This is a genomic window from Pseudomonas sp. RA_105y_Pfl2_P56 (genome assembly GCF_963970845.1).
Taxonomy (GTDB): Bacteria; Pseudomonadota; Gammaproteobacteria; order Pseudomonadales; family Pseudomonadaceae; genus Aquipseudomonas; species Aquipseudomonas baetica_A.
In genome coordinates this window covers 12,331-36,320 of sequence record NZ_CAXAPL010000018.1, presented here as the reverse complement: position 1 = coordinate 36,320, position 23,990 = coordinate 12,331, and the positions used below count along the sequence as shown (strand labels likewise).

General features: G+C 60.6%; 22 protein-coding genes and 1 riboswitch. Of the genes, 16 read left to right on the top strand and 6 right to left on the bottom strand.

Annotated elements, in window-relative coordinates:
- Window positions 1-32 precede the first annotated feature (32 nt).
- Genes AACY11_RS14320 through AACY11_RS14310 form a run of 3 tightly spaced genes read left to right on the top strand, consistent with a single transcriptional unit; the run spans window position 33 to window position 2,508 of the window.
- Window positions 33-1,007, top strand: a complete 975-nt coding sequence (locus tag AACY11_RS14320; RefSeq protein WP_339495030.1) for a glycosyltransferase — start codon at window positions 33-35, stop codon at window positions 1,005-1,007.
- Complete coding sequence (locus AACY11_RS14315; RefSeq protein WP_339465356.1) at window positions 1,008-1,694, top strand: hypothetical protein; 687 nt, start codon at window positions 1,008-1,010, stop codon at window positions 1,692-1,694.
- A gap of 13 nt (window positions 1,695-1,707) precedes the next feature.
- Complete coding sequence (locus tag AACY11_RS14310; protein ID WP_339495028.1) at window positions 1,708-2,508, top strand: hypothetical protein; 801 nt, start codon at window positions 1,708-1,710, stop codon at window positions 2,506-2,508.
- 4 nt (window positions 2,509-2,512) lie between these two features.
- Here AACY11_RS14310 and AACY11_RS14305 read toward each other — a convergent pair whose 3' ends face one another.
- The 4 genes from AACY11_RS14305 to AACY11_RS14290 all read right to left on the bottom strand — a co-directional run bounded on the left by AACY11_RS14305 (window position 2,513) and on the right by AACY11_RS14290 (window position 5,960).
- Window positions 2,513-3,478 (bottom strand): metal ABC transporter ATPase, encoded by a 966-nt coding sequence (locus AACY11_RS14305; RefSeq protein ID WP_339432288.1) that lies wholly within the window; start codon window positions 3,476-3,478, stop codon window positions 2,513-2,515.
- A gap of 31 nt (window positions 3,479-3,509) precedes the next feature.
- Entirely contained in the window at window positions 3,510-4,322 is an 813-nt protein-coding gene (locus AACY11_RS14300) for an aldo/keto reductase (protein ID WP_339495026.1), read from the bottom strand.
- Entirely contained in the window at window positions 4,319-5,494 is a 1,176-nt protein-coding gene (locus AACY11_RS14295; RefSeq protein WP_339495024.1) for an NAD(P)/FAD-dependent oxidoreductase, read from the bottom strand. Before AACY11_RS14295 ends, AACY11_RS14300 begins: the two co-directional genes overlap by 4 nt.
- Window positions 5,495-5,627: 133 nt before the next feature.
- Window positions 5,628-5,960: a DMT family transporter gene (locus AACY11_RS14290; protein WP_221731228.1), complete on the bottom strand. Its 333-nt coding sequence runs from the start codon at window positions 5,958-5,960 to the stop codon at window positions 5,628-5,630.
- A 109-nt stretch (window positions 5,961-6,069) separates the two neighbouring features.
- Here AACY11_RS14290 and AACY11_RS14285 point away from each other — a divergent pair, with 109 nt between their 5' ends.
- Both AACY11_RS14285 and waaA read left to right on the top strand, forming a co-directional pair.
- Window positions 6,070-6,966: a LysR family transcriptional regulator gene (locus AACY11_RS14285; protein WP_339495022.1), complete on the top strand. Its 897-nt coding sequence runs from the start codon at window positions 6,070-6,072 to the stop codon at window positions 6,964-6,966.
- A gap of 11 nt (window positions 6,967-6,977) precedes the next feature.
- The gene (waaA, locus tag AACY11_RS14280; RefSeq protein WP_339465351.1) at window positions 6,978-8,252 is read left to right on the top strand and encodes a lipid IV(A) 3-deoxy-D-manno-octulosonic acid transferase; all 1,275 of its coding nucleotides are present in this window, start codon (window positions 6,978-6,980) and stop codon (window positions 8,250-8,252) included.
- A gap of 58 nt (window positions 8,253-8,310) precedes the next feature.
- On the opposite strand, the gene AACY11_RS14275 is transcribed toward waaA, so the two are convergent.
- On the bottom strand, window positions 8,311-9,744 hold the full coding sequence (locus AACY11_RS14275) for a TolC family outer membrane protein (protein WP_339432293.1): 1,434 nt from the start codon (window positions 9,742-9,744) through the stop codon (window positions 8,311-8,313).
- A 204-nt stretch (window positions 9,745-9,948) separates the two neighbouring features.
- Window positions 9,949-10,054, top strand: a riboswitch (TPP riboswitch).
- Window positions 10,055-10,200: 146 nt separating this feature from the next.
- Between AACY11_RS14275 and thiC the strand changes: the two genes are divergently transcribed.
- Entirely contained in the window at window positions 10,201-12,090 is a 1,890-nt protein-coding gene (gene thiC / locus AACY11_RS14270) for a phosphomethylpyrimidine synthase ThiC (RefSeq protein ID WP_339432294.1), read from the top strand.
- Window positions 12,091-12,277: 187 nt separating this feature from the next.
- Window positions 12,278-13,570, top strand: a complete 1,293-nt coding sequence (gene cytX / locus AACY11_RS14265) for a putative hydroxymethylpyrimidine transporter CytX (protein WP_339495021.1) — start codon at window positions 12,278-12,280, stop codon at window positions 13,568-13,570.
- On the opposite strand, the gene AACY11_RS14260 is transcribed toward cytX, so the two are convergent.
- Complete coding sequence (locus AACY11_RS14260) at window positions 13,539-14,285, bottom strand: RsiV family protein (protein ID WP_339465348.1); 747 nt, start codon at window positions 14,283-14,285, stop codon at window positions 13,539-13,541. The two genes, cytX and AACY11_RS14260, sit on opposite strands and share 32 nt — an antisense overlap.
- Before the next feature lie 228 nt (window positions 14,286-14,513).
- Here AACY11_RS14260 and AACY11_RS14255 point away from each other — a divergent pair, with 228 nt between their 5' ends.
- From AACY11_RS14255 to AACY11_RS14215, 9 genes are all read left to right on the top strand, one after another.
- A complete protein-coding gene (locus AACY11_RS14255; protein WP_339432297.1) occupies window positions 14,514-15,131 on the top strand; it encodes an NUDIX domain-containing protein in 618 nt (205 codons plus the stop codon).
- Window positions 15,122-15,574 carry a DUF1249 domain-containing protein gene (locus AACY11_RS14250; RefSeq protein ID WP_221731220.1) on the top strand — a complete coding sequence of 151 codons (453 nt, stop codon included), beginning with the start codon at window positions 15,122-15,124 and terminating at the stop codon, window positions 15,572-15,574. The genes AACY11_RS14255 and AACY11_RS14250 overlap by 10 nt, the downstream gene beginning before the upstream one ends.
- Before the next feature lie 99 nt (window positions 15,575-15,673).
- On the top strand, window positions 15,674-16,489 hold the full coding sequence (gene cpdA / locus AACY11_RS14245) for a 3',5'-cyclic-AMP phosphodiesterase (protein WP_339495019.1): 816 nt from the start codon (window positions 15,674-15,676) through the stop codon (window positions 16,487-16,489).
- A 90-nt stretch (window positions 16,490-16,579) separates the two neighbouring features.
- Entirely contained in the window at window positions 16,580-17,188 is a 609-nt protein-coding gene (locus AACY11_RS14240) for a YqiA/YcfP family alpha/beta fold hydrolase (protein ID WP_339495017.1), read from the top strand.
- 41 nt (window positions 17,189-17,229) lie between these two features.
- Window positions 17,230-19,137, top strand: a complete 1,908-nt coding sequence (gene parE / locus AACY11_RS14235) for a DNA topoisomerase IV subunit B (protein ID WP_221731217.1) — start codon at window positions 17,230-17,232, stop codon at window positions 19,135-19,137.
- Complete coding sequence (locus tag AACY11_RS14230) at window positions 19,137-20,126, top strand: esterase-like activity of phytase family protein (RefSeq protein WP_339495015.1); 990 nt, start codon at window positions 19,137-19,139, stop codon at window positions 20,124-20,126. Before parE ends, AACY11_RS14230 begins: the two co-directional genes overlap by 1 nt.
- Window positions 20,123-20,647, top strand: a complete 525-nt coding sequence (locus tag AACY11_RS14225; RefSeq protein ID WP_339465343.1) for a retropepsin-like aspartic protease family protein — start codon at window positions 20,123-20,125, stop codon at window positions 20,645-20,647. The genes AACY11_RS14230 and AACY11_RS14225 overlap by 4 nt, the downstream gene beginning before the upstream one ends.
- 7 nt (window positions 20,648-20,654) lie before the next feature.
- Window positions 20,655-22,919 carry a DNA topoisomerase IV subunit A gene (parC, locus tag AACY11_RS14220; protein WP_339432303.1) on the top strand — a complete coding sequence of 755 codons (2,265 nt, stop codon included), beginning with the start codon at window positions 20,655-20,657 and terminating at the stop codon, window positions 22,917-22,919.
- A 176-nt stretch (window positions 22,920-23,095) separates the two neighbouring features.
- A complete protein-coding gene (locus AACY11_RS14215; RefSeq protein ID WP_339432304.1) occupies window positions 23,096-23,803 on the top strand; it encodes a PqiC family protein in 708 nt (235 codons plus the stop codon).
- Window positions 23,804-23,990 lie beyond the last annotated feature (187 nt).

The window sequence follows — 23,990 nt, the reverse complement described above, 5'->3', positions numbered from 1 at the left end:
TTGCCCGCTTACGTCGCGTGGTCAATTAACTTATGAAAGTCATGCTCCTGGTGATGGACGAGCAGCGGGTCATTCTCGACCGGCTCTACGACATCGTTCAGCAGAATTGTGATGAGTGTTTCATCTATCGTTTGAGCAAGCAGCAACAAATGAACCTGGGGCCGTTTCTGGCCTCGGTTGATTATCAAACCTTCGATCGTGTGGTGATCTTCTCCCGGGTCAAGCGCCTGACCAGGCAATTGCGGGTGCTCAAGTGCATTCCCGGGTTGATCTTTCTCGAACATGACGCCTACCAGAACTACATGCCTGCCAGTAAATACCGTGGGGTGTATTCGCGTCTCTATCGTCGTCTTCCGAGTTGTCGGGCGTTGGTGTCCGGTGCCGTGGTTGCCCGCAAAATGCTGGCTGAAGGCATTGATACAGCGTTCGTTTCAAAGGGTTACGACGAACAGATGCTGCACAACACCGGTGTCGAGCGGGACATTCCCATCGGCTTTCTCGGTAGCCTGAAAAGTACCGAGTATGCCCAGCGCAAATCGCTGCTCGAGTCTTTGGCGCAGCGCACCGGCATGCTGGTGACCCGGACCGAATCGGGCTCGGAGTATCTGGAAATGCTCAATCGCATCAAGATTTTCGTCAGCGCCGACATCGGCATGAACGAATTCATGATCAAGAACTTTGAAGCCATGGCTTGCGGTTGCGTATTGCTGGCCTGGAGTCAGGGCGAAGAAGACCAGTTGCTCGGCTTTGAAGATATGCACAACACGGTGTTTTATCGCAGCGAAGCGCAAGCACTGGAAAAGATCAAACTGCTGCAGGACGACCCGGAGTTGGCGCAGCGTATCGCCAGCAATGGACAGGTGTTCGCACAAAGTCGCTATTCCTTTGCCCGTGTGGGTCAGACGTTGGCTACTGAAATCCAGCGCGAGATGCGCCCATGGCAATCGCCTTCGGCGCTCACGAGGTTCTGGGTGAAGCTACGTTACGGGATGAAGGTGCCGTTCTGAATGATGGACGAACACATGGCGCTGGATGCGCTACCCGGCGGTGACCAGTCTGTTCTGGACGCGTTGCCTGAGCCTTTGCGCGAGTGCCTGAGCCGTGCGGCTCGTGTCGTACTGATCGCCAACAATCCGGCTATTACTGTGGCGGATTTTCAGGCGCTTAACCTTGGCGTCGACGATGTCGTGGTCAGCTTCAATACCTGCATCAAGGCAACGCTGCTCGACTCGCGGAGCGTGAATGTCTTCGTGCACGGGTACAACGCACCGGATGCGTATTTTTTCGGCCTTCCCTACGGGCCGGATGTGCAGCGGCTGTTCGAGCAGGCAAGTGAGCGCTGTTTCACCTTGCTGGTGGGCTGCGCCGCGCCGATGTGTCCGTTGCCGAGGGTAGCCATGTACTGGGATCGCATCCCCTTGCCGCCGCTATGGCACTATCCGGTCGATCGTCCGGGAGGCAAGCGTTACGTCGGGCCCTCCACGGGTTTCAACACGCTGGTGCTGTTCGATTGGTTGCGCGGCCATACCGGTTATACCTATCAGCTCATGACCCTGGGTTTTTCCAACGAGGCCGGAAAATTGTGGGGTGGCCATGCCTGGGATTATGAGCGGGACTGGCTAAGGGCGTCGGACGTCTTCGTGGTCCCTCTGCAGCCACGTCGCTGGTGGCAAAAGCTGTTTCGCCAAAAATAAAAGGTGCTGTTGAGTGTTGAAAATTGCCGTGGCTTTTTTCGGGATCCCGAGAAACTCGCAAATTTGCTTTCCTTCCATCGAGCAGAACGTATTGGCGCAGTTGCCTGTTGGCAGCGACGTGAAGTGCTTTTATCACCTGTACAAAATCGATGAAGTGCAGAACACGCGATCTGGCGAGAAAGGCGAACTGGCGGCTGACAACTATCAGCCGTTCGAGGCGATGACGGGAGCGCTGACTTCCACTGAAGACGTGTTGGAGCGTTGGGATTTCGAGCAGGTCAAAGCACAGGGTGATACCTGGGCTGATGACTATGCATCGCTGCGCAACCTGATCTTTCAGCTCAACTCACTGCATACCGTCACTACGATGATCGAAACCTTCAGTCCGGATTTTGTTGTCTTCGTGCGACCGGACATTTTTTTCCACGACCCGCTTCCCGCCTATGTGTTCAGTCACCAACAAGCCCGGCGGCACAATGCCTACATTCCTGACTGGCAGTGGTGGGGCGGGCTGAATGATCGATTTGCCATTTGTGGGCGCGATACCTACGTCGCGTATGGCAAACGGATCGAGCGCATCTTCGACTTCTGCCGCGCGACGGGAAGAAAGCTGCACTCCGAGCGCCTGCTCAAATATGCATTGCAGCAGGCGGGCACCAGGATTTGTACGCTACCGACCCAGGCCTCCCGAGTTCGAATCACCGGCGCCTTTGCCGAAGAATCGTTCTCGCCCAAGCGCGGCATGGGCAAACGCGAAAATCGTTACTTCCATTTCTTCGCAACACTGCGCACATGGATGGATCGTCGTCGCTAGTTGGCTATTTGCTCACGCGTTTCTTGCCGATGCCCACCAGGCTCAGGGCCTTGAGGCTCAATTGCTTGAGCCCTGGGCGAGGGGGTTCTGCCGGTTGCAGTCCCTGCTGCACGAGCCAGTCTTTCCAGCGAATCCGCTCTTCGCGCACGACCCACCCTTCCTGGCTCGCAAAGCTCTCGGCCAGGTAGAGTCCGCGGGTACTGGCCGGCAGGAGTTTGTCGCGCTTGAGGGTGTACAACTCGGCCACTGGCGCGCCGTCCTTGAGTGGCATCAGGTACAGGTCCGGGCGTTTGCGGTCTAGCCGCGCCACCAGTTGATCGCCCTCCAAACGCTCATCGACGTGGAACAGGCTCAGGGATTTGGCTTCCTTGGGCACCTCCAGCCGCAGGTCATAGATCAATTGCAGCGACGCGGTGGGCAAATGCACGTACGCCCGTGGACGTTCCAGCAATTGCAGATTGGCGCAACGAATGGGCCGCGCCGAGCCGGACAGCGGCGTCAGGCGAAACGGCAGGGCCTCGCGATAATGCAGCGCGGCTGAGTAGGGCGCCGGCAGCCACGTATCGTTGAAGCGCCCGCCGAGCCAGCCTTCCGGGGTTTCCAGCAGACACTCTTCGGCGATCTCTTGAATGGCGGTGTGCAGCGGGATGTTCAGTTCGTGGGCCGGCACGTAACCGGAAATCAACTTGAGCACCACGTCGCCGCGATCCTGGCGCCGCTGACGCACCAATACCCAATAGTCGCGACCCTGCCAATGCAGGGTCAGTCGCACCGACACCCCGAGGTTCGCCAGTTCCAGTGAGAAGCGCTCGGTGTCGGCCACGCTGACCGGTTTGCGCCGCTGCAGGGTCTGGGTGAAATTCAATGGCATGCCGACACTCTGATACGTCAGGCCTTCGGGCGTTGCTTCGACGAACAGTGGCAGCGTCTTGAAGTTGCTCGGGTTCTTTCTGATGAGCGTGCGCGCCATATCGGCTCCTGCTTAAGGCCGCGAAGCGGCGTCAATGACCACGAAGGACTTGGGCAACGGTCGCAACGTTATGGGCGAGGTGCAGCGGATTGATCGTCCCGACAATAGCACTGGCTACGCCAGGCTGGGCAAACAGCAACTCGAAGCTGGCCTGCACCGGATCGACGCCCGGGCTCAGGCAAACGTGACCGCTGGCCAAGGCTTTTTTCACCAGGATGGCCTTGCCGTGAACAGCAGCATAGTCAATGACAGCCTTCTCGTTTTGTTCGTTCAGATTGTAGGTGACCATCGCACAGTCGCCTTGCTCCAGCGCCTTCAACCCGCCTTCGACGGTTTTGCCGGAGAAACCGAAGCCGCGGATCTTGCCTTCAGCCTTGAGCGCCGCAAGCGTCGAGTACACCGTTTCGTGCTCAAGGATGGCGATGTCGTTGCCATCGGAATGCACCAGCACCAGATCGATGAAGTCCGTTTCCAGACGTTGCAGACTGCGTTCCACGGACATCCGGGTGTGCGCTGCGCTGAAGTCGTGGCGAGACTCGCCGTTGGCGAACTCTTCACCGACCTTGCTGACAATCACCCAGTCCTGACGCTGACCCCGCAACAGCGGGCCGAGGCGTTCTTCGCTGCGGCCATAGGCCGGGGCGGTGTCGATCAGATTGATGCCCAAGTCCCGAGAAAGTTTGAGCAGCCTGCGCGCGTCGTCGTCGTCGGGAATCTGGAAGCCGTTGGGGTATTTAACGCCTTGATCACGGCCGAGTTTGACGGTACCCAGGCCCAACGGCGAAACCCTCAGGCCCGTGCTGCCCAATGGGCGGAGCAAGTCGTGCAGGGTCGCAATCGTCATGGCAGCAGTTGCTCCCAGGCCGGAACGCCCATGAGTGGTTTCGGCAGCGGCGGTAATGGCTCGGCGGCTTGCGGCTGGATACCGTCGCGTTGCAGCGAAGCGAACACGCGATCAGCGAAGTCCGGTGCCAGCGCCAGTTTGGTTGGCCAGCCGACCAACAGGCGCCCCTCTTCGGCGAGGAAGGCGTTGTCCGGGCGCGTCAGGCCGGTTTGCAGCGGTTCGGCACGGTCGACGCGCAAGGTCGCCCACTGCGTGGTGCTGAGGTCGATCCACGGCAACAACTGAGCGATTTCTTTTTGCGCCGTGGCGATCTGCTCGGCAGGCTCGCGAGCCACGCCTTCGCTTTCGGCGATGTCGCCACCCATGTACCAGACCCACTGGCCGTCAGCGGCCGGATGGGTTGTCACGGTGATGCGCGGTTTGGTGCCGCCGCCCAGGCAGTGGGCGTACAGCGGTTTCAGACCCGGACCTTTGGCGATGATCATGTGCAGCGGACGGCGTTGCATGGCCGGTTGGCTCAAGCCCAGGGCGATGAGCAGTTCAGCGGTACCGGCGCCGGCACTGAGGACGATGCGCTGGGCGCGGATTTCGCGACCGTCGACTTTCAGGCCGACCAGCACACCCGCTTCGAGCAGAGGCTCGATGGTGTGTCCGGCCAACAGGCCATCGCCGGCCAGATCGGCCAGACGCTGGATCAGGCCCGGCACATCCACCACCAGTTCGGCGAGACGATAGACCTTGCCCTTGAAACGCTTGTCTTGCAGGGCGGGTGGCAGTTGTTCACCTTTGACCTGATCGACACGGCCACGCACGGCTTTGCTGGCAAAGAAACTGGTGAGGTTGCCGGCGAGGGTGCCGGGCGACCATAGGTAATGAGCGTCGGACAGCAAGCGCACGCCGGACAGGTCCAGTTCGCCGTTACCGGCCAGCGCTTCACGCCAGCGCCGTGGCATATCGGCGATGGCTTCCGAGGCGCCGGTCAGCGCACCGTGCAGCGCGTACTTGGCGCCGCCGTGGATGATGCCTTGGGATTTCAGGCTCTGCCCGCCACCGAGGCTGGCACTTTCCACCAGCACGGTCGAAAAACCCTGACGACGCAGGCGTGCATTCAGCCAGAGGCCGGCGACACCAGCGCCGACAATCAGAACGTCGGTGGAAATAACAGATGGCATGCAGCGACCTCAGAGTTCAAGACGAGGGCGCAGTATACAGACTCGGGAAAGAGGCGGATTTGTCGGTGATCAACAAGGCTGAGGCAAGACCAATGTGGGAGCCTGCTCGCTCCCACAGGGATTGGAGTTGGCGTTAATGGCCGGCGGTTTTCGAGAAGAGCTGGATGACGACGACACCCAGGACAATCAACGCCATCCCCAGCATCGCCGGCAGATCCAGCTTCTGCCCGTAAACGAACAGCGCCGCGACACTGACCATGACGATGCCCATTCCGGCCCAAACGGCGTAAGCGACACCCACCGGCACCGTTCGCACCACCAGCGTCAGCATCCAGAAAGCGATGCTGTAGCCGACAATCACCAGAATCAGTGGCAGGGGTGTGCTGATGCCTTTGACCGCCTTCATCGAAACGGTGGCTATCACTTCGGCGCAAATGGCAATGGCCAGATAGACGTAGGCGTTCATGGTTCAAATCCTCATGGAAAATGTTGCTTGCTGAGGCGGCATTCTAGTGATTCCTCAGATGGGGTAAAGTCATTACCTATCTGTTATTGAGATAGGTTGGTGGATCAGCATGCAGTGGAATCTCGATCAGTTGCGGGTGTTTGTCGACGTCGCTGAGCAGCGCTCGTTCTCCGCCGTGGCGCGGCAGCAACGCAAGGCGCAGTCAGCCATCAGCAGTGCGATTGCCATGCTGGAGGACGACTTGGGTGTCAGCCTGTTCCAGCGTAGCAGCGGGCGTCAACCCAGCCTCACCGAAGCGGGTGAGGCACTGCTTGAAGAGGCGCGGGAAGTGTTGCGCCAATGCGAGCGCCTCAATGGTCGGGCCATGGCGATGATGCGCGGCCAGGAGGCGCAATTACGGGTGGCTCAGGATGAGGCGATGCCGTACCAGGCGCTGGTGGAGAGTTTCGGCGCGTTGGCCGAGCATTTCCCCAGCCTGGAAGTGCAACTGACCAGCGCCGCCCAAGGCGAAGTGGCGCGCAAACTGGTGGAACACCGCGCCGATCTCGGGCTGCTGTTCTATCACGATGAAATCCCCGAGGCACTTGAACGTCGGGTACTGGGGCGCGTGGAGATGGTCACCGTCTGCGGGATCAACCATCCCTTGGCGACGCAGTCCTACGTCACCTGCCAGCAAATGGCGCAACATCGGCAACTGTTGATGTCGACGCAAACCAGTGTTTACCCCGGCAACGACCCGGCCAGCCCGCAAGTGTGGCGTGCCGACAGCTTCTATGTCATGGCCGAGTGGCTGGTGCGCGACCTGGGCTGGGCGTGGTTGCCACGGCATGTCGTGCAGTATTCGGCCTATCAGGGCTTGATGGTCGAGCTCGACAGCGAATGGACGCCGCCGGCGCTGGTGGTCGAACTGGTCTGGCGCCGCGACGAGCCGCTCGGCCCGGCCGCGCGCTGGCTGGCAGAGCGTTTTGCCGTGCACTTGCGGGCCATCGGCGACAAAAGTCGATAAACTCCGCCGCCATGAATAGAACTCTCTACACCGCGCTGTTTTACCTGGGGCTGCCATTGGTGGCGATTCGGCTATGGCTACGGGCGCGAAAAGCGCCGGCGTATGCCAAGCGGATTGGCGAACGTTTCTCTTATGGCATGCCGACGTTGCAACCGGGTGGCATCTGGGTGCACGCGGTGTCGGTGGGCGAAAGTATTGCGGCGGCGCCGATGATTCGCGCCTTGCTGCAACGTTATCCACAGTTGCCAATCACTGTGACCTGCATGACGCCGACCGGATCGGAGCGAATTCAGGCCCTGTTCGCCAACGAGCCGCGCATCCAGCATTGCTACCTGCCGTATGACTTGCCGTGTGCCGCCGCGCGTTTTCTGGAGCGTGCGCAGCCGAAGCTGGCGGTGATCATGGAAACCGAGCTCTGGCCCAATCACATTCATCAATGCGCCAAACGCGGCATTCCAGTGGCGTTGGCCAACGGGCGATTGTCTGAACGTTCGGCCCGGGGTTATGGCCGCTTCCGCAAGCTGACCGCGCCAATGCTCGCCGAGATGAGTTTTTTTGCCGTGCAGACCGAAGCGGAAGCCCAGCGCTTCCGTGATCTGGGCGCGCGTCCTGAAACGGTCGAAGTGACGGGGTCGATCAAGTTCGACCTGACCATCGACCCGCAACTGCTGCAGCGCGCCGCCCAATTGCGCGGCCAGTGGCAAGCGCTGGAACGTCCGGTGTGGATCGCCGCCAGCACTCACGAAGGCGAAGACGAAGTGGTGCTCAACGCCCATCGTCAGTTACTGGCCAGCTATCCGAATGCACTGTTGATTCTGGTGCCGCGTCATCCGGAGCGTTTCAGCACGGTGTTCGAACTGTGCCAGCGCGAAGGCTTCGCCACGGTGCGCCGCTCCACCGACGCTAACGTCGCGGCTGAAACATCGGTGCTGCTCGGCGACACCATGGGCGAGTTGCTGTTTCTCTATGCCTTGGCCGACAGTGCGTTTGTCGGCGGCAGCCTGGTGCCGAACGGTGGGCACAACCTGCTGGAACCGGCCGCCTTGGCGAAACCTGTGATCAGCGGCCCGCACCTGTTCAACTTCCTCGACATCGCCGCGCAGATGCGTGAAGCCGGCGCGTTGGTTGAGGTGGATGATGCCGAAGGGCTGGCAGTGGAAGTGCGGCGCTTGTTCGAACTGCCGCGCGATGCGCAGCGCATGGCTGAGGCGGGGCTGAATGTGATGCGCCGCAATCAGGGGGCGTTGCAGCGTTTGTTGGATGGGTTGGGGCGCTTGATCAAGTAACCCTACACAAAAAAAGATCGCCGCCTGCGCCAGCTCACACCGCAGGCGGCGATTTTTTTTAAGGCCGCGCCTTGAGCTGCGCCTCAGCAGCCTTGGCCAGGTCCGGCGGCAGGAAGTCCTTGTCCGGGTTGTAGTCGGCTTTCAGATAGCGCGTCAGGTCCTGCAAGTCACCCGGGTTCAACGTGCCTGCTGCCTGCTTCAAGCGCAGGTTGTCGAGGATGTAGTCGTAGCGGGTGTTGTTGTAGTTGCGCACCGAGGTGTACAGCTGTCGCTGGGCATCGAGCACATCGACGATGTTGCGCGTACCGACTTGATAACCGATTTCCGTGGCTTCCACTGCGCTCTGGTTGGAGATGATCGACTGGCGGCGCGCCTGCACCTGCTCGACATCGGTGTTCACCGCACGGTGCAGGTTGCGAGTGTTCTCGACGACTTGCCGGCGCAGGGATTCGCGCTGTTGTTCGCTCTGATTCAGTTGCTCGTAAGACTGACGCACTTGCGAACTGGTCAGCCCGCCGCTGTAGATCGGGATGTTCAGTTGCAGCCCCAGCGTGCTCTGTTCGACGTTGCCACGGTACGGCGTGCCGAAGGCGTTCGGATTGGAGAACCCGAGGGCGTCGTTGTCACCCTTTTCGTATTTGGCCACGGCGTCGAGGGTCGGCAAGTGACCGGCCTTGCGTTGCTTCAACGTTTCCTCAGCCGAACTGACAGCAAAGTTGCTCGCCAGCAGATTGAGGTTCTGTTTCGCCGCCGTGTCGACCCAGGCCTTGGCGTCGTTCGGCGCTGGCGGCAGGATCGGCAGCGTGTGGACGATGCCTTGAATCGAGTTGTACTGACGGTTGGTCAGGGTGATCAGCGCTTCGAACGCATCATCGACCTGACGCTGGGCGACGATCCGGTTGGCCCGTGCGGTGTCGTAGCTGGCCTGCGATTGCAGCACGTCGGTCTTGTCCGACAGGCCGACATCGAAGCGCTCGTTGGACTGGTCGAGTTGGCGCTTGAACGCTGCTTCTTCCGCTTTGGTCGAGGCCAGGTTGTCCTGACTGCGCAGCACATTGAAGTAGCTTTCGGCCGATTGAAGGATCAGGTTTTGCTCAGTGGCAGACAGTTGCAGCGCCGCCTGTTCGTTGACGTCTTTGGCGGCCTGGTACTGGAACCAGCGATCAGCGCGGAACAAGGGCTGGGCCAGGGTCGCCTGATAGGAATGGGCGCTGCGGCTGGCGGTGGCCGAAGGCTGGTCGATCGAGGTGCGCACGTTGGCGACTTCGGCGCCACCGGACAGGTTCGGCAGCAGCCCGGCGCGGGCCTGCGGTACGACTTCTTTCTGTGCGCCGTACTGGGCGCGAGCGGCGGCGAGGTCGGCATTGTTGTCGACCGCTTCCTGATAGACGCTGACCAGATCGGTTTTGGTCGACAAGGGCGCTTCTGCTGCCCAGGCCATTGCGTTGGACGCACAAGACACGGCAAGAGCCAGTGAAAGTTTGCGCAGCATGAGGCGATCCCTAGCAAATATTATGGAAATAATCCGGGTGTCAAAGGTAAGGCGCGGTCCACGCAGCGTCAAGGCGCAGCATGGCGTAGCGAGTGTAGTTGGGCATTGGGGCTGCAACAATCCTGCAAGCACCGGCAATTGCGCCATTCATCATGGTGTTTGCCGCGGTGTTGGCGTTCTTTGCCGCTTGTGTCTAGACTGGCCGGGTTCTTGTCGGGGTGCCTTGCTATGAGGCTGAGATCGAATAATTTCGGATCCCGTTGAACCTGATCAGGTTAGCGCCTGCGTAGGGAACAAGATTTCTCGTCACCCGGCGAGTCCTCTTGTGCTTCGTCCGGGATATTGTTCGACAATCGAACGCTCGACGACGATGCACAGCACCGGTCCTGGTGCGTCCGTGCCTTTCAGGTTCTGCTCCGACAATCCACTGCCTGGATGCTGTCTGGAGAGCCCGTGATGACGACAAAAGCAAAAAACGCGATCAACCTGAGTGACTCGGCCAAGGTCGACGAGCAATCGGTCAAGCCGTTCACCCGTTCGCAAAAAGTCTACGTTCAGGGCTCGCGCCCGGACATCCGCGTGCCCATGCGCGAAATCACCCTGGACGTGACCCCCACCGACTTCGGCGGCGAAATCAACGCGCCGGTCACTGTGTACGACACCTCCGGTCCGTACACCGATCCGAACGTGGTGATCGACGTGCGTAAAGGTTTGGCCGATGTGCGTTCGGCCTGGATCGACGACCGTGGTGACACCGAGCGCCTGGCCGGCCTGAGCTCCAGCTTCGGTCAGGAGCGCCTCGCCGACCCGGAACTGACCAAGCTGCGTTTCGCTCACGTCAACAACCCGCGCCGCGCCAAGGCCGGGGCCAACGTCAGCCAGATGCACTACGCGCGCAAAGGCATCATCACCGCCGAGATGGAATACGTCGCCATCCGCGAAAACATGAAGCTGCAAGAGGCCCGCGCCGCCGGCCTGTTGAACCAGCAACACGCCGGGCACAGCTTCGGAGCGAGCATCCCGAAAGAAATCACCCCTGAGTTCGTCCGCGAAGAAATCGCCCGTGGTCGCGCAATCATTCCGGCCAACATCAACCACGTCGAACTGGAACCGATGATCATCGGCCGTAACTTCCTGGTGAAGATCAACGGCAACATCGGCAACAGCGCCCTGGGATCGTCCATCGAAGAAGAAGTGGCGAAACTGACCTGGGGCATTCGCTGGGGCTCGGACACCGTGATGGACCTGTCCACTGGCAAACACATTCACGAAACCCGCGAATGGATCATCCGCAACTCGCCGGTGCCGATCGGCACTGTGCCGATCTATCAGGCGCTGGAGAAGGTCAACGGCGTCGCTGAAGACCTGACCTGGGAGTTGTTCCGCGACACGCTGATCGAGCAGGCCGAGCAGGGCGTCGACTACTTCACCATCCACGCCGGTGTGCTGTTGCGCTATGTGCCGCTGACCGCCAAGCGGGTGACCGGCATCGTTTCCCGTGGCGGTTCGATCATGGCCAAGTGGTGCCTGGCGCACCACAAAGAGAACTTCCTCTACACCCACTTCGACGAAATCTGCGAAATCATGAAGGCCTACGACGTCAGCTTCTCGCTGGGCGACGGCCTGCGTCCGGGCTCGATTGCCGACGCCAACGACGAAGCGCAATTCGGCGAACTGGAAACCCTCGGCGAGCTGACCAAGATCGCCTGGAAGCACGATGTGCAATGCATGATCGAAGGCCCCGGTCATGTGCCGATGCAACTGATCAAAGAGAACATGGACAAGCAGCTCGAGTGCTGCGACGAGGCGCCGTTCTACACCCTCGGCCCGCTGACCACCGACATCGCGCCAGGTTACGACCACATCACCTCGGGCATCGGTGCGGCGATGATCGGCTGGTTCGGTTGCGCGATGCTGTGCTACGTGACGCCCAAAGAGCACTTGGGCTTGCCGAACAAGGATGACGTGAAGACCGGGATCATCACCTACAAGATCGCCGCGCATGCCGCCGACCTTGCCAAGGGCCATCCGGGCGCGCAGATCCGCGACAACGCTCTGAGCAAGGCGCGTTTCGAATTCCGTTGGGAAGACCAGTTCAACCTCGGTCTGGACCCGGACACCGCCCGTTCGTATCACGATGAAACGCTGCCGAAGGACTCGGCGAAGGTCGCGCACTTCTGCTCGATGTGCGGGCCGAAATTCTGCTCGATGAAGATCACTCAGGAAGTCCGTGAGTACGCGGCCAACCAGCGTATCGAAGCGGTCGATGTGGATGTCGCCCGAGGCCTGGCGGAACAGGCCGAGCGGTTCAAGAAGGAAGGCAGTCAGCTGTACAAGAAGGTTTGATCTGACCTGAGATTTTCGGTGCCTGTACTGGCCTCTTCGCGAGCAAGCCCGCTCCCACATTTGAATCCAGTTGTTCACAGAGCTTGTGTTCACAGGAGATCCGGTGTGGGAGCGGGCTTGCTCGCGAAGGCGTCAGAACAGGCGCCAGGGGTCTCAATGACAAAAATATTCCTCCGAGATACCACCCTTGAGCATTCAACCCAGCACTTACTCCCCTGACCTTGCCGTACCCGCCGACAAGCGTGTATTCGGCGGTCGCGATCTGTTTTCCCTTTGGTTTTCCTTAGGCATCGGCCTGATGGTGTTGCAGACCGGCGCATTGCTCGCGCCGGGTCTGGGCCTGTCGGGTTCGCTGCTGGCCATTTTCCTCGGCACGCTGGTCGGCGTTCTGCTGCTGGCCGCTGTTGGCGTGATCGGCAGCGACACCGGCCTGTCGTCGATGGCCGCGCTGAAACTCAGCCTCGGTAACAAAGGCGCCAGCCTGCCGGCGCTGCTCAATTTGCTGCAACTGATCGGTTGGGGCTCATTCGAAATCATCGTCATGCGCGACGCCGCCAGCCTGCTCGGCACCCGTGCGTTCAGCGAAGGTTCGCTGGGGTCGAATCCGGTGTTGTGGACGCTGGTTTTCGGCGCTCTGGCGACATTGCTTGCGGTCAGCGGGCCGCTGACGTTCGTGCGCAAGGTTCTGCGTAAGTGGGGCATTTGGCTGCTGTTGGCCGCATGCCTCTGGCTGACCTGGAACCTGTTCGCCAAGGCCGATCTGGCTGCTCTCTGGGCGCGTGCCGGCGATGGTTCGATGCCGTTCGCCGTGGGCTTCGACATTGCCATCGCCATGCCGCTGTCGTGGTTGCCGCTGATTGCCGACTACTCGCGTTTCGGCAAACGGGCCAAGAGCGTTTTCGGCGGCACCGCCATCGGTTTCTTCGTCGGCAATTTCTGGCTGATGAGCCTGGGCGTCGCTTACACATTGGCGTTCGCGCCGAGTGGTGAAGTCAACGCGCTGTTGCTGGCCCTGGCTGGCGCCGGTCTGGGGATTCCGTTGTTGCTGATTTTGCTGGACGAGTCGGAAAACGCGTTCGCCGACATTCACTCGGCCGCGGTGTCCAGCGGGATTCTGTTGCGCTTGAAAGTCGAGCATCTGGCCTTGGCCATCGGCGCGATCTGCACGCTGATCGCACTGCTGGCGCCATTGGCGCAATACCAGAATTTCCTGCTGCTGATCGGCTCGGTGTTTGCGCCGCTGTTCGGCGTGGTGCTGGTGGATCACTTCATCTTGCGCAAGCGCAGCACTCGGGTTGCGTCAGCCGCATTGCGCTGGCCGGCGCTGTTGGCCTGGCTCGGTGGTGTGAGCACCTATCACTTGCTGGCGAATCTGTACCCGGATGTCGGCGCAACCCTGCCAGCGCTGGTGCTGGCAGGGCTGCTGCAACTCGTGCTCGGCCGGGCTTTCAGTTACGGCCGGGGAACAGCTCAGGCTTGAGAATGCCGTTCAGGCGCGGATAAGGGATCTTCAGCTCGACGTGACCCAGCGCGTAAGGCGCGATGGTGCTCACGTCGTACTTGAGGATTACGCCACCGTAGGTCAGCGCCACGTTCGGGGTTTTCTTGAACGGCCAGCTCGAAACGAATTCCGCTTCCTGATCGAGCTTGGTGCTGATCAGCCAACTGTTGTGCGCCACCTGCGCAGCCTTCCAGAACGCGTCCTCCTGACCTGGCATCAGCATGTCCGACAGGTTCAGCACTTTGTGCTGCTGGCGCGAATAGTTGATGAAACCGCGACCCGGTGTGCCATGGGCGCCGCCGGTGTCGAGGTAGCTCGACAATTCGATGATCACCAAGCCGTCATGCTGCTCGCGTACTTTGGCTTGCAGATAACTGCTGTTGCGTGGGCCGGCAGTATTCAAGAACTGCTCGCGGTAGGCCGCCAGGGTTGGCGCCACCGATGGGTTCTGTTCGGTGCCGGTCATTTGCAGCAGGCGTTTTTCGATGATGCCGTCCAGGGCAGGCTCTGCCGCGAAATGTACGGTATCGATATTCACCAGCGGGCAGTCGGGGCTGGAACACCCAGGCTTGAGCTGTTCCGACGCATCGCGGGTGGTTTCCAGGGGCGTGCGGTAGTTGGGCTGGAACAGGCTCGCGCACGCGCCCAGGGTCAGGGCGATGGCGGCCACGGAGGCAATTTTGAAAAGCGACATGGGCGTCCTTTCTGAAACAGGGGAAGGCAAAAAGATATCCGCTTCGACTCTCACCGAAGCAGTCAGTTCGCCACTAAGCTAATTAGAGTGGGTTTCGCCTTCACCGTCCATCCCGCTGACGGTAAAGGGGCTGCATCAAACGATGCGGGCGCGTTAGGATGGCGCGAAGTCGAGGTTGCAAGTCACAAAAAGGAACCTCGTAATGGATTTGCAGTAAAGAGGATGCTCATGACTGACTTTGCCAACGCCATTCCAACCGCCGTCGATATCGTGCGGCGCGAAAAATGCTACGAGGGCTTTTACAAGCTCGACCGTTTGCACCTGCGCCATGAATTGTTCGCGGGTGGCATGAGCCGCGAAATCAACCGCGAAGTGTTCGTGCGTCACGATGCCGTCTGCATGCTGCCTTACGATCCGCAGCGCGACGAAGTGGTGCTGATCGAGCAATTTCGCGTCGGCGCCATGGGCAAGGCCAGCAACCCTTGGCTGGTTGAGTTGGTCGCTGGTCTGATCGACAAGGACGAGCAACCGGAAGAAGTTGCTCACCGCGAGGCGCAGGAGGAAGCTGGGCTGGACATCAAGGCTCTGTGGCCGATGACCAAGTATTTCCCGTCGCCGGGCGGCAGCAACGAGTTTGTGCATTTGTATCTGGGGCGTTGCGAAACCGCAGGTGTGGGCGGCCTGCATGGGCTGGAGGAAGAGGCCGAAGATATCCGCGTCACGGTCTGGGCGTTTGAAGATGCCTTGCAGGCTGTACGCGATGGACGTATTGCCAATGCGGCGAGCATCATCGCTCTGCAATGGCTGGCGCTGAACCGTGCCGAAGTGAGGGGGTTATGGTTGTAAACAAGCTGCGCGATCGTTATCGAGTCGACCTCGTGGGGCTGCAAGCCGCCTGCGAGGCCAACTACGCGCGCCTGATGCGACTGGTGCCGGACATGCGTAACGACCCGGAGGCGCGACGCATCGCCGTGACTCAGGGCGAGCAGATGCTCGGCGTGCTGGCCCTTGAAGTGCTGCAAACCTGTCCTTACACCACCACGTTGCAGGTGCGTCAGGAACACAGTCTGCCGTGGCTGCCGGTGCCGCAACTGGAAGTGCAGGTCTATCACGACGCGCGCATGGCCGAGGTCATCAGCGCCGAACATGCACGACGCTTTCGCGGCATCTATCCTTACCCGAACGCCGCGATGCATCAGCCGGATGAAAAGGCTCAACTCAATCTGTTTCTGGGGGAGTGGTTGAGTCATTGCCTGGCCTTGGGGCATGAGTACGAAGTCGTACGCTAGTTGTGAACTGCGTCCGGTTCACAGGTTTCCCCTTTCAGTGATCCCCCAGCATAATTGCGGCACTCAACCGATTCCGTGCTTTTGCCCTGGGAGAACGCCTTGCCGAGCGTATCCGCATTGACCACCGCCGATCCGGCGCTGCTGGTGCAGTTATCCGACAGTCATCTGTTCGCCGAGGCGGATGGCACGCTGGTGGGCATGAACACCCGCGAGAGCCTGCAGAAGGTCATCGAACAGGTGCTCAGGCAGCAACCGCGGATCGACCTGATTCTGGCCACCGGGGATATTTCCCAGGACGGCACGCTGGAGTCGTATCGACAGTTTCGCCAGATGACCGCGCAGATCGATGCGCCAGCGCGCTGGATTCCCGGCAATCACGATGAGCCGCAGATCATGGCGCTGGCCGCGGTGCAAAGTGCGTTGCTGGAGTCAGTGGTCGATGTCGGCAACTGGCGCGTGACCTTGCTCGACTCGGCGGTGCCGGGTTCTGTGCCCGGTTACCTGCAGGACGATCAATTGCAGTTGCTCGCCCGCTCGTTGAGTGAGGCACCGGAACGCCATCATCTGGTGTGTTTCCACCATCATCCGGTGCCAGTGGGGTGTGCCTGGGCGGAGCCGATCGGTTTGCGCAATCCCGAGGCGTTTTTCGAGGTGCTGGATCGTTTTCCACAGGCCCGCGCCGTGTTATGGGGGCATGTGCATCAGGAGATTGATCGCGAGCGCAATGGCGTAAGGTTGCTGGCCTCGCCGTCGACCTGCATTCAGTTCGAGCCAAACAGTGAAGACTTCAAGGTTGGCGAACAGGCGCCGGGGTATCGCTGGTTGCGGCTGTTGCCCGATGGACGGCTGGAGACTGGCGTCGAGCGGGTCACGGATTTCGCCTTCACTGTCGATTACGGTTCAAACGGTTACTGAGGCCGCACCGAAGGCATCCTTACAAACACCCACGATCCCCTCGACTCCCTGTAAACTCCGCTATCTTTCGCCGACACTCAGGGAGCTCAAATGTCCGGTTCGATCCTCTATATCCACGGTTTCAACAGCGCACCGGCCTCGAAAAAGGCCTGTGAGCTGGTCGCGGTGATGGAGCGGCTGGGTTTGAGCGGGCAACTGCAGGTTCCGGCCTTGCATCACCATCCGCGCCAAGCCATCGGTCAGTTGGAGCAAGCGATTGCCGAGCTGGGCCGGCCGCTGCTGGTGGGAAGCTCACTCGGCGGCTACTATGCGACTCACCTGGCCGAGCACCATGGCCTGAAAGCGTTGCTGGTCAACCCGGCCGTCAGTCCGCATCGGATGTTCGACGGCTATCTGGGAACGCAGAAAAACCTGTATACCGATGAAACCTGGGAATTGACCCACGACCATGTGACGGCTCTGGCCGAGCTGGAAGTGCCGGCGCCCCAGGATGCGCAGCGGTATCAGGTGTGGTTGCAGACCGGCGACGAAACACTGGATTATCGCCTCGCCCAGCACTATTACCGGGCCTGCGCCTTGCGCATTCAGGCCGGCGGCGACCATGGTTTCCAGGGTTTTGCCGGGCAATTGCCAGCCTTGTTGAGTTTTGCCGACATTGGCGCCGATGTGTATCAGGCAATCGATTTCACCGCACTGTGAAGTCTTGCCCCTCTTTCATGAATGACTGACGACGAGACCCTATGGCCACTCCCAGCGCTAGTTCTTATAACGCCGACGCCATCGAAGTCCTCTCGGGCCTCGACCCGGTGCGCAAACGCCCCGGCATGTACACCGACACCAGTCGGCCGAACCACCTCGCCCAGGAAGTCATCGACAACAGTGTCGACGAAGCCTTGGCCGGCCACGCCAAATCGGTGCAGGTGATCCTGCACGCCGATCACTCGCTGGAAGTCAGCGACGACGGTCGCGGCATGCCGGTCGACATCCACCCGGAAGAGGGTGTGTCAGGCGTCGAGCTGATCCTCACCAAGCTCCATGCGGGCGGCAAGTTTTCCAACAAGAACTACCAGTTCTCCGGCGGTCTGCACGGGGTGGGTATTTCCGTGGTCAACGCCTTGTCGACCGAAGTCCGGGTTCGCGTCAAGCGTGACGGCAACGAATACCAGATGACCTTCAACGACGGCTTCAAGGCCTCGGAACTGGAAATCGTCGGTACCGTCGGCAAGCGCAATACCGGCACCAGCGTGTACTTCGCGCCGGACCCGAAATACTTCGATTCACCGAAATTTTCCATCAGCCGCCTCAAGCACGTGCTCAAGGCCAAGGCTGTGCTGTGTCCGGGACTGCTGGTCAGTTTTGAAGACAAAGGCACCGGCGAGAAAGTCGAGTGGCATTACGAGGACGGCCTGCGCTCCTATCTGGTCGACGCGGTCAGCGAATTTGAACGCCTGCCGGACGAGCCGTTCTGCGGCGCTTTCGCCGGTAATAAAGAAGCGGTCGACTGGGCCCTGCTGTGGTTGCCCGAAGGTGGCGACGCGGTGCAGGAAAGCTACGTCAACTTGATCCCGACGGCGCAGGGCGGTACCCACGTCAATGGTTTGCGTCAGGGCTTGCTTGATGCGATGCGCGAGTTCTGCGAATTCCGCAGCCTGCTGCCGCGCGGTGTGAAACTGGCGCCGGAAGACGTCTGGGAACGCATCGCCTTCGTGCTGTCGATGAAGATGCAGGAGCCGCAATTCTCCGGCCAGACCAAAGAGCGTCTGTCATCGCGTGAAGCGGCGGCGTTCGTTTCCGGGGTGGTCAAGGATGCTTTCAGCCTGTGGCTTAACGCCAACCCGGAAACCGGTCTGGCGTTGGCCGAACTGGCGATCAACAACGCCGGCCGTCGTCTCAAGGCCAGCAAGAAAGTCGAGCGCAAGCGCGTCACTCAGGGGCCGGCACTGCCGGGCAAACTCGCTGACTGCGCCGGGCAGGACCCGATGCGTTCCGAACTGTTCCTGGTCGAAGGTGATTCCGCCGGCGGTTCCGCCAAGCAAGCCCGGGACAAAGAGTTTCAGGCGATCCTGCCGTTGCGCGGCAAGATCCTCAACACCTGGGAAGTCGACGGCAGCGAAGTGCTCGCCAGCCAGGAAGTGCACAACATCGCCGTGGCCATCGGTGTCGATCCGGGCGCGGCGGACATGAGCCAGTTGCGCTACGGCAAGATCTGCATCCTCGCCGACGCCGACTCTGACGGCCTGCACATCGCAACCTTGCTCTGCGCGTTGTTCGTCCAGCATTTCCGCCCGTTGGTGGATGCCGGTCACGTCTACGTCGCGATGCCGCCGCTGTACCGTATCGACCTCGGCAAAGAGATCTACTACGCCCTCGACGAAGCCGAACGTGATGGGATTCTAGACCGTCTGGTGGCCGAGAAAAAACGTGGCAAACCACAGGTCACCCGATTCAAAGGTCTGGGTGAAATGAACCCGCCGCAGTTGCGTGAAACCACCATGGACCCCAACACCCGGCGTCTGGTGCAACTGACGCTGGGCGAAGATTTCGCCCAGACCTCGGAAATGATGGACATGCTGCTGGCGAAGAAACGCGCCGGTGATCGCAAGGCTTGGCTCGAATCCAAAGGCAACCTCGCCGAGGTGCTGGCCTGATGCGGTTTGGCTGGGCCTTGGCGGGTGCGTTGCTGCTGAGTGCGATGGGCGTGTCGGCCGAGCCGTTGCAGGAGTTGCGCGTGCTTTCCGAGCACCCGGTCGACGGCATGCGCGGCGGTAACCTGTCGGGGCTGGCGATGTGTGGCAGCGAGTTGTGGACGGTGTCGGACCGCGATGACGACCAGATTTATCGGCTCAATACCGCCGATCAGGTCTGGCAGGCCGAAGCCTTGCACATCGACGTGCCCGAAGTGCCGGAGACCGGTTTGCCGTGGGGGTTGCGCTCGCGCAGTTGGGCCGCGTCGTTCGTGCGCGGTGGCGATCTGGATTTCGAAGGCATCACCTGCGACAGCGCTGGCAATCGCTACATCGTCAGCGAAGGCCATGCAGCGGTATTGCAGGTGCCCGTCAATGGCCCGGCCAACTGGCTGAAAATCTCGCCGATGATGGTTCGCGAAGCGCGGGCCAGCGGCATGCTCCTGCATTTCAATGCGATATTCGAAGGCCTGGCGATCAACCCGGCAGGCGATCAGATGTGGCTGGCGGCCGAACGGCAAAGCCGTGGCTTGCTCAAGATCAAGCGCCAGCAGACGGTGTGGGATTGCGACGGTCGTTGCGTGCTGCTCAGCGAGAGTGGCAAGGAGATGCAGCCGCCGCAGTTCCCGGATGCCAAAGCGGTCGATCGGGACTTTTCCGACCTTTCGTTGTTCAACGGCAAACTGTTTACCCTTGAACGCAACGCCTTCCAGATATGTCGTCGCGATGCGCAAACAGCCAAGATCGAGCGTTGCTGGTCGTATGCGGCCGAACTGTTGCAGGCCAACCGCCAATACTCACAGAGCTACGGGCTGGAAGAGGCACTGATCGTCGATGCTGAGGGTGCGTGGATCGGCGTCGACAATAATTTTGGCCCGCGTGCCGACGGTGAGGTTCGGCCGGTCGTCTGGCGGTTCGCCGCACCTGACGGTGGCTGGAGCGCCAAGCCTTGAGCCAGCAACCACCGGGCAAGCGCGCCGGGCGGGTGCTGATGATCCTGGCCTGGTGCGCTGCGCTTTTTCTGGCCACGCGGTTTTTCGGCCAGTGGGAACAACGCCAGCAGAATCCGAACGTGGTGGTGAGTTCGCAGCAGGGCGAAGGTTATATCGAAGTGAAGCTGGCCGGTAACGCCCAGGGGCATTTTGTCGCCAGCGGCCAGATCAACGGCGAGCCGGTTGAATTCCTGCTCGACACCGGCGCAACCGATGTGGCGATCCCGGCGGATCTGGCCGAGCGTTTGAAGCTGCAAGAGGGTTTTGGTGTGACCCTGAGCACGGCCAATGGCCTGAGCCAGGGCTATCGTACAAAAATTGACCGCCTGCAACTGGGCGACATCGTGCTGCGGGACGTCCGCGCACTGGTGGCGCCAGGCTTGCAGGGTGATCAGGTGCTGCTCGGGATGAGCGCCCTGAACAAACTTGAATTTACTCAGCGCGGTGGCACCATGCTGCTGCGCCAGACAACGAACCGATGAGGCCCGCATGAGCGACATCCTTGCAGACAGCTTAGACGGCGTAGAGCGCCGCTCGCTGGCTGACTTCACCGAAAGTGCCTACCTCAACTACTCCATGTACGTGATCATGGACCGTGCCTTGCCGCATATCGGCGATGGCCTGAAACCGGTGCAGCGTCGCATCATTTATGCGATGAGCGAACTGGGGCTGGACGCTGACTCCAAACACAAGAAATCGGCGCGTACCGTCGGTGACGTACTCGGTAAATTCCACCCCCACGGCGACTCGGCGTGCTACGAAGCGATGGTGCTGATGGCTCAGCCGTTCAGCTATCGCTACACGCTGGTCGACGGCCAGGGTAACTGGGGTGCGCCGGATGATCCCAAGTCCTTCGCGGCCATGCGTTACACCGAGGCTCGCCTGTCGCGTTATTCCGAAGTGCTGCTCAGCGAACTGGGCCAGGGCACCGCGGACTGGGGGCCGAACTTCGACGGCACCCTGCAGGAACCGCTGGTATTGCCAGCGCGTCTGCCGAACATTCTGCTCAACGGTACCACCGGCATCGCCGTGGGCATGGCCACCGACGTACCGCCGCACAACCTGCGCGAAGTCGCCACGGCGTGCGTGCGCTTGCTTGATGAGCCCAAAGCCACGGTCGAGCAACTCTGTGAACACATCCAGGGCCCGGACTATCCGACCGAAGCGGAAATCATCACGCCGCGCGCCGACCTGCTGAAAATGTACGAAACCGGCAAGGGCTCGGTGCGCATGCGCGCCGTGTACCACGTCGAGGACGGCGACATCATCGTCACCGCGCTGCCGCATCAGGTCTCCGGGGCCAAAGTGCTGGAGCAGATCGCCGCGCTGATGCAGGCCAAACCGTCGAAAGCGCCGCAGATCGCCGACCTGCGCGACGAATCCGACCACGAAAATCCGTGCCGCATCGTGATTATCCCTGTCAACAGCCGCGTCGATCACGAAGCGCTGATGCAGCACCTGTTCGCCAGCACCGAGCTGGAGTCGACCTACCGGGTCAACGTCAACATCATCGGCCTGGACGGCAAGCCACAGCTCAAAAACCTGCGCGCCTTGCTGGTCGAATGGCTGGAGTTCCGCGTGCAGACCGTGCGTCGCCGCTTGCAATTTCGCCTCGACAAGGTCGAGCGTCGTCTGCACCTGTTGGACGGTTTGCTGATTGCCTACCTCAATCTGGATGAAGTGATCCACATCATCCGTACCGAGGAACACCCCAAAGCCAAGCTGATCGAGCGCTTCGCCCTCAGCGAGATTCAAGCCGACTACATCCTCGACACCCGTCTGCGTCAATTGGCGCGACTGGAAGAAATGAAGTTGCGCGACGAGCAGGACGAACTGCTCAAGGAACAAGCCAAGCTGCAAGCGCTGCTGGGCAGCGAAGCCAAGTTGAAGAAACTGGTGCGCACCGAGCTGATCAAGGACGCCGAAACCTATGGCGACGACCGCCGCTCGCCAATCGTGGAGCGCGCCGAAGCCAAGGCGTTGACCGAGCACGATCTGCTGCCGAACGAGAAAGTAACAGTCGTGTTGTCGGAAAAAGGCTGGATCCGTTCGGCCAAAGGTCATGACATCGACGCCACTGGCCTTTCGTACAAGGCAGGCGACGGCTTCAAGACCTCGGCAGCGGGACGCTCCAACCAGTTTGCGGTGTTTATCGACTCCACCGGCCGCAGCTATTCGGTCGCCGCGCACACGTTGCCGTCGGCGCGTGGCCAGGGCGAGCCGTTGACCGGCCGTCTGACGCCGCCACCGGGCGCATCGTTCGAATGCGTGATGATGCCGGAAGACGACGCGCTGTACGTGATCGCTTCCGACGCCGGTTACGGATTCGTGGTCAAAGGCGAAGACCTGCAAGCCAAGAACAAGGCCGGTAAAGCCCTGTTGAGCCTGCCGAACAACGCCAAAGTGATCGCACCGCGTCCGGTGACCGATCGTGAACAGAACTGGCTGGCCTCGGTCACGACCGAAGGTCGCCTGCTGATTTTCAAAATCAGCGATCTGCCACAATTAGGTAAGGGCAAGGGCAACAAGATCATCGGTATTTCCGGTGAGCGCGTGGCCAGTCGCGAAGAATATGTCACGGACATCGCCGTGCTTGCGGAAGGCGCAACACTGGTGTTGCAGGCCGGGAAACGGACACTGTCGCTCAAAGCCGACGACCTCGAACACTACAAAGGCGAGCGTGGTCGCCGTGGCAATAAACTGCCGCGTGGCTTCCAGCGAGTCGATGCACTGCTCGTCGAAAACCTCAATTAGGCGTCCCAGAGCGCTCGATCTACGATTTAACGCGTAGATCGACGCTTTGGCGCTGGAGTCGGAACGCATATTCACGGATGATATGGCCTTTCAAGCGCCGGCGTGGCCGAGCGTTCTTCATATTTATTGAGTATTTTCACTGTGGTCAGCCGAGTGGCGGCCACCTGGACGGGATGATGACTGCTCTGCGCCCCCTTATTTTCCTGCTCGCCGGCGTTCTTGGCCTGGCGGGTTGCAGCGTACACCAGCCGGTGTCGCTGTATCAGCTGGACAGCGGAAGTCCGGTTCAGCCTGCGCAAAGCGCAGGCATGGCGGTTTTGTTGGGCCCTGTAGTCGTCGCCGACTACCTGCAACGTGAAACCCTGCTGCAACGTCAACCGGACGGCAGTCTGCAAGCGGCGACCGATGGTCGTTGGGCCGGCAGCCTTTCGTCGGATATCGACCAGTTGCTGCTGCGTCAGGTTGCCGGTCATCTGGACAGCCAGCGCGTGGTATTGGCGCCGGCCACTCAGGGCTTCACCCCGGATGTGCAGGTATTGCTGACCATCACGCGTCTGGACTCCGGCGAGAAACAACCGGCGATTCTCGATGCGCAATGGCGATTGATCGACCGTCGTGGAAAGGTGCGCGATAACCGTATCGTCCACCTGCAAGAACTGCACGCCGGTAGCACGGCTTCGCAGGTTCAGGCACAGGGGATTCTGTTGCAGCGGTTGGCCGATCAACTGTCGGTGGCGCTCAAACCGCTGGCCAATCAGCCGCCGGTGGTCGAGGCGCAGCGTAAACCGGCACCGAAACCGGCAGCGCCTTCGGAAGCCGACAAGCAGCCGAAGATCCCGATGGCTTCGCCGATTCGCACCGATATGGAAGTGTTCCGCTTCTAAGTCTGGTTTGAGTCAAGACAAAGCCCGCCTTGTGCGGGCTTTGTTGTGTCTGCTGTCTGGCGATTTGTGGTCAGGCGTCTAGCCCCTTCGCGAGCAAGCCCGCCCCCACAAGGGTTCTGGTGTTTGCGGTTCCCCTGTGGGAGCGGGCTTGCTCGCGAAGGGGTCGGATCAGGCTACGAAAAAGCCC